5 protein-coding genes and 1 pseudogene are annotated in these 5,721 nt (G+C 75.5%); 2 read left to right on the forward strand and 4 right to left on the reverse strand.

Features of this window, described 5'->3' with window-relative positions; all coding sequences use genetic code 11:
- Positions 1–277 (forward strand): hypothetical protein (locus VF468_06170; protein ID HEX5877896.1); only part of this gene is annotated, 277 nt, incomplete at its 5' end.
- Here VF468_06170 and VF468_06175 read toward each other — a convergent pair.
- The 4 genes and pseudogenes from VF468_06175 to VF468_06190 all read right to left on the reverse strand — a co-directional run bounded on the left by VF468_06175 (position 214) and on the right by VF468_06190 (position 5,051).
- Positions 214–1,173: an alpha/beta fold hydrolase gene (locus VF468_06175; protein ID HEX5877897.1), complete on the reverse strand. Its 960-nt coding sequence runs from the start codon at positions 1,171–1,173 to the stop codon at positions 214–216. The two genes, VF468_06170 and VF468_06175, sit on opposite strands and share 64 nt — an antisense overlap.
- A 10-nt stretch (positions 1,174–1,183) precedes the next feature.
- Entirely contained in the window at positions 1,184–1,777 is a 594-nt protein-coding gene (locus tag VF468_06180) for a TetR/AcrR family transcriptional regulator (GenBank protein ID HEX5877898.1), read from the reverse strand.
- A gap of 188 nt (positions 1,778–1,965) precedes the next feature.
- Positions 1,966–4,059, reverse strand: a pseudogene (locus VF468_06185) (adenylate/guanylate cyclase domain-containing protein).
- 2 nt (positions 4,060–4,061) lie between these two features.
- On the reverse strand, positions 4,062–5,051 hold the full coding sequence (locus tag VF468_06190) for a cyclic nucleotide-binding domain-containing protein (protein HEX5877899.1): 990 nt from the start codon (positions 5,049–5,051) through the stop codon (positions 4,062–4,064).
- A 103-nt stretch (positions 5,052–5,154) separates the two neighbouring features.
- On the opposite strand from VF468_06190, the gene VF468_06195 reads away from it, so the two are divergent.
- Positions 5,155–5,670: a zf-HC2 domain-containing protein gene (locus VF468_06195; protein HEX5877900.1), complete on the forward strand. Its 516-nt coding sequence runs from the start codon at positions 5,155–5,157 to the stop codon at positions 5,668–5,670.
- Positions 5,671–5,721 lie beyond the last annotated feature (51 nt).

Raw genomic sequence — 5,721 nt, forward strand, 5'->3', positions numbered from 1 at the left:
CCGGTCCGCCGAGGAGCCTCACACCACCGCCCACGCCCGGTTGGTCCGCGTCCTCAGCGAGCTCCAGTCGGGTCCCCGGACCGAGAGCCACTGGCGGAATCCGGCCCTCTCCCGAATCCAGGTGACCAGCCACCTCGTCCAGGCGGCCGTGCACGTCGACCAGCACTTCAGCTACGAGCGCTGGTACCTGTTCGACGACGTCTGGGCCGCAGCTCACCCCGACCTGGCGGCGTCCCTGCTGCGGTGCGCGACCGGCTGGGACCCGTTCCGGGACTGACCCGACGGCGCGTCGCCCACGAACCCGGTGATCTCGGTGACCACGGCGGGGGCGCGGAGGATGCGCCGGTGACCGAGGCCGGTGGTGGTGATCAGGCGGGTGTCCGGCCAGGACTGGGCGATGGCCGCGCTGTCCGACCAGCCGGTCTCGGCGTCCTGGCGGTCGTGGACGAGCAGCAGCGGCGGGGTGGCGACCTGGCGGGCCATGGCGGGCACGTCAAAGGCCGACATGGAGGTGCCGACCCGGCGCTCGATCCTGGCCACCAGGCGGGTGCGGACCCGCTCGCCGAAGCCGAGTCGGCCGGCGAAGGTCCGGGTGTAGGGCAGGGGGTCGGCCATGGGGGCGACGAAGGCCAGGCGGCCGACGGGCAGGCCGGCGCGCACCGCGTAGGCGGCGGCCGTGGCTCCGAGGGAGTGGGCGATCACCGCGTGGGCCGGGCCGTTGGCGGCCACCACCGCGGCCAGGGCGTCGGCGAACTCGAGGAGGGAGCTGCGCCCGGGGCCTTCGGGGCCGGGGTCGGAGGCGCCGTGGCTGGGGGCGTCGAAGGCGACCACGCGGAAGCCGGCCTCGACCAGCGGGGCGGCGAAGGCGTCGAGCTGCCAGCGCCACCCGCCCCAGCCGTGGACCAGGTAGACGACCGGGGGGCCGGCCGGGTCGGGCGCGCCCACGGCCGGTCGTTCGCCCCAGACCTCGCCGGCGACCGTGCGGCCGTGGACCTCGACCTGGAAGGGGCGGCCCGGGGGCGCCAGCCGGTCGTGGCCGCCGCGCCCGTTGGGGACGGTGAACCAGAGCGACTCCGCCCAGCGGGCCCCGACGGCGGGAGCGATCCGCTCGAGCAGGGCGAATGACCGAACGATCGTGCTTTTCTTCATCGCTGCGCGACGGCTGGTCGGCATGGAGGTCTCCTCAGGAGGCGGGGCGGGCGGCCGCCACCAGCGCCTCGAAGGCGCGGGTGGCGCGGGCGGCGGCGTCGGGGTCGTCGAGCAGCCGGCTGGCGTGGTGGTAGGCCAGCATCGTCCCGTGCAGGTCGTAGGCGAACTGGACGGGGTCGGCGTCGGGGCGGAAGTGGCCCTCGGCGACGCCGGTGCGGAACACCTGGGCGATCGTGTCCAGCCAGTCGCGCTGGTCCTGGGCCAGCCGGTCGCGGACGGGGCCGGGCTGGCCGTCGAACTCGGCGCTGGCGGCGACGAACAGGCAGCCGCCGGGCAGGGCCTCGGCGTCCCAGGCGAGCCAGCGCCGGAACAGCTCGCGCATCCGGGGCTCGCCGCGGGGGGCGGCCAGGGCCGGGCGGATCACCAGGTCGATGAAGCGGGCCCGGGTGTGGTCGAGCAGCTGGAGCTGGAGCGACTCCTTGGACTGGAAGTGGGCGAACAGGCCGCTCTTGGAGAGCTGGGTCGAGGCGGCCAGCGACCCGATGGTCAGCCCGCTCAGCCCGACCCGGCTGGCCACCCTGGCCGCCTCGTCGAGTACGGCCTGCCTGGTCGCCGTTCCCTTGCTCATGGGGTCAATAAAAGCACGAACGTTCGTCTACATCAAGAGGGGGAGGGCGAGTCAGCTTCGGCGGGGGGCTCCGAGGGGACCGGGGGCGCAGCGGCGTCGGGCGAATCCGCGGCAGGGGCGGCCGCGGCCGGGCGGGAGCGGGTGGCCCAGGTGCTCGGGTCGTCCCTGAGGCCTTCGAGGACCCAGCAGGCGATGGGGTCGCGCTTGCCCTTGACCTCGATGGGGTCGAGGGGGCGGACGATGGCGAGGTGCTTGATGGCGGCCTGGGTGGTGGGGCCGACCACGACCTGGCCGGCCTCGGCGACCTCCTGCTCCAGGCGGGCGGCCAGGTTGACGGTGTCGCCGATGGCGGTGAAGTTGCGGAACTCGTCGCTGCCGATGTTGCCGATCAGGGCGGGCCCGGTGTTGACCCCGATCCGGAACCGGGGCCAGTCGGGCTCGCGCTCGGCGACGGCCTCGATGGCCGCCTGCATGCCAAGGGCCGCCCGGGCCGCCCGCAGGGCGTGGTCGGGCTGGCGGGCCGGGGCGTTGAACAGGACCATGACGGCGTCGCCGACGAACTGGACCACCGTGCCCCCGTTGGCCAGCAGCACCGGCACGGCCCGGCCGAAGTACTGGTTGAGCATGGCCACCACCCGGTCGGGGGTGGTCCGCTCCGAGAACGGCGTGAAGCCGCGCAGGTCGGCGAAGAGCACCGTCACCTCGGCCACCTCCCCGCCCAGGCGGGCCTGGGTCGGGTCGGCCAGCAGGGCGGTGGCCACGTCGGGCGACATGTACTGGCGGAACAGCCCGTCGAGCTGGCGGTAGAGCCGGGCGTTCTCCAGCCCGATGGACAGCTGGCTGGCCAGGGCCCGCAGCAGCCACCGGTCCCGGTCGGCGAAAGGCCCCTCGGCCCGGCGCACGTCCAGCACCCCGGCCGCGCGGTCCTTGACCGTCAGCGGCAGGACCAGCCGCCCCCCGGCTCCCTCGGGCTCCTCGACCGGCTCCAGCGACTTCAGCGAGGCGCCGCACGGGTCGCCGCCGTCGTCGACCGGCTGCTCGGCGTCCCCGGCCTCCGCGTCCTCCTCCGGCCAGCGGCCGGCCCGCATCGACCCCGGGAACACCAGCTGCTCGCCCTCGACCAGCCCGACCCGCAGCGCGTCGGGCCGCAGTGCCTGGCCGGTCAGCTCGACCCCGCGCTCCAGCAGCCGGCGCTCATCCACGATCACCCGCGCCTCGGCCCCGACGGCCACCAGGGCACGCAGGCGCTCGATCTGCTCGCGCTCGGCCACCAGCGCCTGGGCGGCCTGCTCCAGCACCTGGGCCTGGCCCTCGGTCAGGTCGAAACGGTCGGCCAGGTCGGCCACCACTCGGGCGACCGGCCGGGCGCCGTCGCCCTGGGGCTGCTGCATGGCCTCGACCAGCGCCTCCAGGGCGGCGGCGTGCTCGCGGCGGATCTGCCCGATGGTCTCCTGGAGGTAGATGCCGTGGAACAGGCTGGACCAGGAGCCCTCCCGAACGTACTGCACGTGGGCGCTGTAGTAGACGAAGGCGAAGGCGAACGCCATCAGCAGGTGCCACTCCCACCAGGAGGCGTGCCAGTTGCGGGCCAGGACGACCGCGATCATGGCCTCGGCGAGCAGGGCGAAGGCGGTGAGGACGGCGATCAGGATCACCGACGGCCGCCGCCGGTGCAGCCGCCAGTAGCGGGCCGAGGCCAGCGCGTACAGGGCCACCCCGGCCACGGCCATGAGGGTCAGCGGGCCCCGGCTGGCCTCCTCGGCCAGGGGGGCGTCCAGCGGCGGCAGCCCGAGGAGCGACACCACCGCCCAGGCGACCATCAGCGCCAGCAGGCCGCCCCGGAGCAGCGCCTGGCGGCGCAGCACGGCGTCGGCCCGCTCGGGGGTCAGGTCCAGGGAGGAGACGACGGCGAACACCGACGCCAGCAGCAGCCCCACCGGGGTGGCGATGGCGAAGCCGGCGTTGCGCCCGGTGAGCAGGATCTGGGGGGTGGCCAGGGCGTGCAGCAGCAGGAACCCGGCGCTGGACAGGAACACCAGCGACACCAGGAACAGGCGGGCGTCGGCGCGGCGGCGTGACACCTCGCTCACGCGCACGCCGAGGGCCACGTTGACGGCGGCCACGGCCACCACCAGCCCGAAGTGGATGCCGTGGTGCTCCAGGATGACGTCGAAATGGGGCTGGGCCAGCAGCAGCCACAGCCCGAGCAGGGGCAGGACCAGATGGAAGGCCCACACGGCGACGCGCAGCGTCGCCCGCCTGGGCACGGCCGCCGCGGCCATGGTCAGCCGTCCGGCTCGCGGCGGGCCCGTGCCACCTCCGCGAGGGCGTCGCGGTCGAGCTGGTCGCCGGCGACCACGGCGATCCGGCAGGGGGTGACCGCCCGCAGGGTGGCCGTGCGCCGTCCCCCCTCGAGCAGGGCCATCTCGCCGACCACGGCCCCGGGGCCGAGCTCGGTGACCGCCTTGCCGTCGATCTCGACCCGGAGCACGCCGTCGAACAGGAGGTAGACGTCGGTGCCGGTGTCGCCCTGCTCGACCAGGGTCTCGCCGGCCTGCAGGCGCCGGAACGAGGGCTTGCCGTCGATGATGGCCACCGACAGGCGCCGCTCCAGGGCCGTCTCGGCGGCGACGACCAGCGCCGGCGAGTCCTCGTCGCCCCAGGGGGTGCGCTGCAGCTCGGTCTCGCGGAACCAGCGGTCGAAGTCGATCCGGCCCGTCTTGGCGACCAGCGTGCCCTCGTGGTCGTAGATCCAGTGCCGGGGGAAGGGGCTGGCCCAGACGACCTCGTAGGTGGCCCGGCCGTCGGCGTGGATGGCGAGGGCGAGGGTCGACCAGGCGGCCGGGGCGATCCACTGGACGAACGGCGGGCGGCGGATGCGCCGCGGCGCCGGCGCGCCGGTACGCCCGCCGGCCGACTGCACGAACCGGACCCAGCCGTCGCCGATCTCGGGCTTGGGGCGCAGGTCCGGGAAGGGCATGGCGGCGAAGGTCAGGTCGCGCGAGCCGAGGCGCAGGGTGGTGCTGCCGATCAGGCCGCCACCGACGTGGCCGTGGTCGACGATGCGGCCGTCCTCGACCTCGATCCAGGCCCGCAGATGGTTGGCGAACCGGAAGCGGTCGGCGGCCCGGAGCGCCTCGAGGTCCTCCAGCGTCTCCGGGGGCGGCGGGTCGTAGTGGGCGATGCCGAGGCGGAAGGCCAGCTCGGTGCCGGCGCCTTCCATCGCCCCGAGCGGGATCCATGAAAGGGAGGTGACCGACGACTCGATACGCAATGGGCAGCTCCTTTGTCGCTCCGGCCGCATTGTCCCCGGCCCGTGGCCTCCACGCCAGGGGTTACGATCGGGGAGCGGCGCACCGCAAAGGAGGGCGGGGCTGGTGGAGGAGGAGCACGCCCGGGTCGCGCCGGCGCTCGGCGCGTACGCCGCCGGCGCGCTCGAACCGGGGGAGGCCGCCGAGGTCGAGGCCCACCTGGCCGCCGCCACCGCCGGCGGCGGGCCCGGATGCCGCGCTGGGCCAGGCGTTCGAGACCTGGATCCACGCCGACGACGTGCGCGCCGCGTCCGGGCGCCCGCCCCGCCCGCCCGGTCCCGCCCACCCCCATGGCGTCCTGACCATGGGCGTGCGGCTGCTGCCCCCGGCCCTCCGAGCCCTCGGCGTGGAGCGTCCCGGCCGGGCCGTCGCCCTGCGCCTGGAGGGGCCGGGGGCGGGAGCTGGACGGCGCCGCCCGCCGGGACCGGCCCGCCGGCGGCCACCGTCACCGTCCCGGCGACCGACTTCTTCTACCTGACGGGCAACCGCCGCGACCCGGCCGCGGTCGGCGCAGCCGTGACCGGGGACGAGGCGCTGGCCGCCGGCCTGCTGCGGGCGGCGGCCACCCTCGGCTGCGACTGAACCGAACCGGCGCCGGCCTTGCCGCGAACGCGATGTAGGGACGTCTCGCGC

The organism is Actinomycetota bacterium (genome assembly GCA_036280995.1).
In the GTDB taxonomy this organism is placed as follows: Bacteria; Actinomycetota; CALGFH01; order CALGFH01; family CALGFH01; genus CALGFH01.

Bases quoted from the DNA above. Each gene is read 5' to 3' on its own strand.
- VF468_06180 (HEX5877898.1), bottom strand. From the start codon at position 1,777: ATGAGCAAGGGAACGGCGACCAGGCAGGCCGTACTCGACGAGGCGGCC.
- VF468_06175 (HEX5877897.1), bottom strand. From the start codon at position 1,173: ATGCCGACCAGCCGTCGCGCAGCGATGAAGAAAAGCACGATCGTTCGG.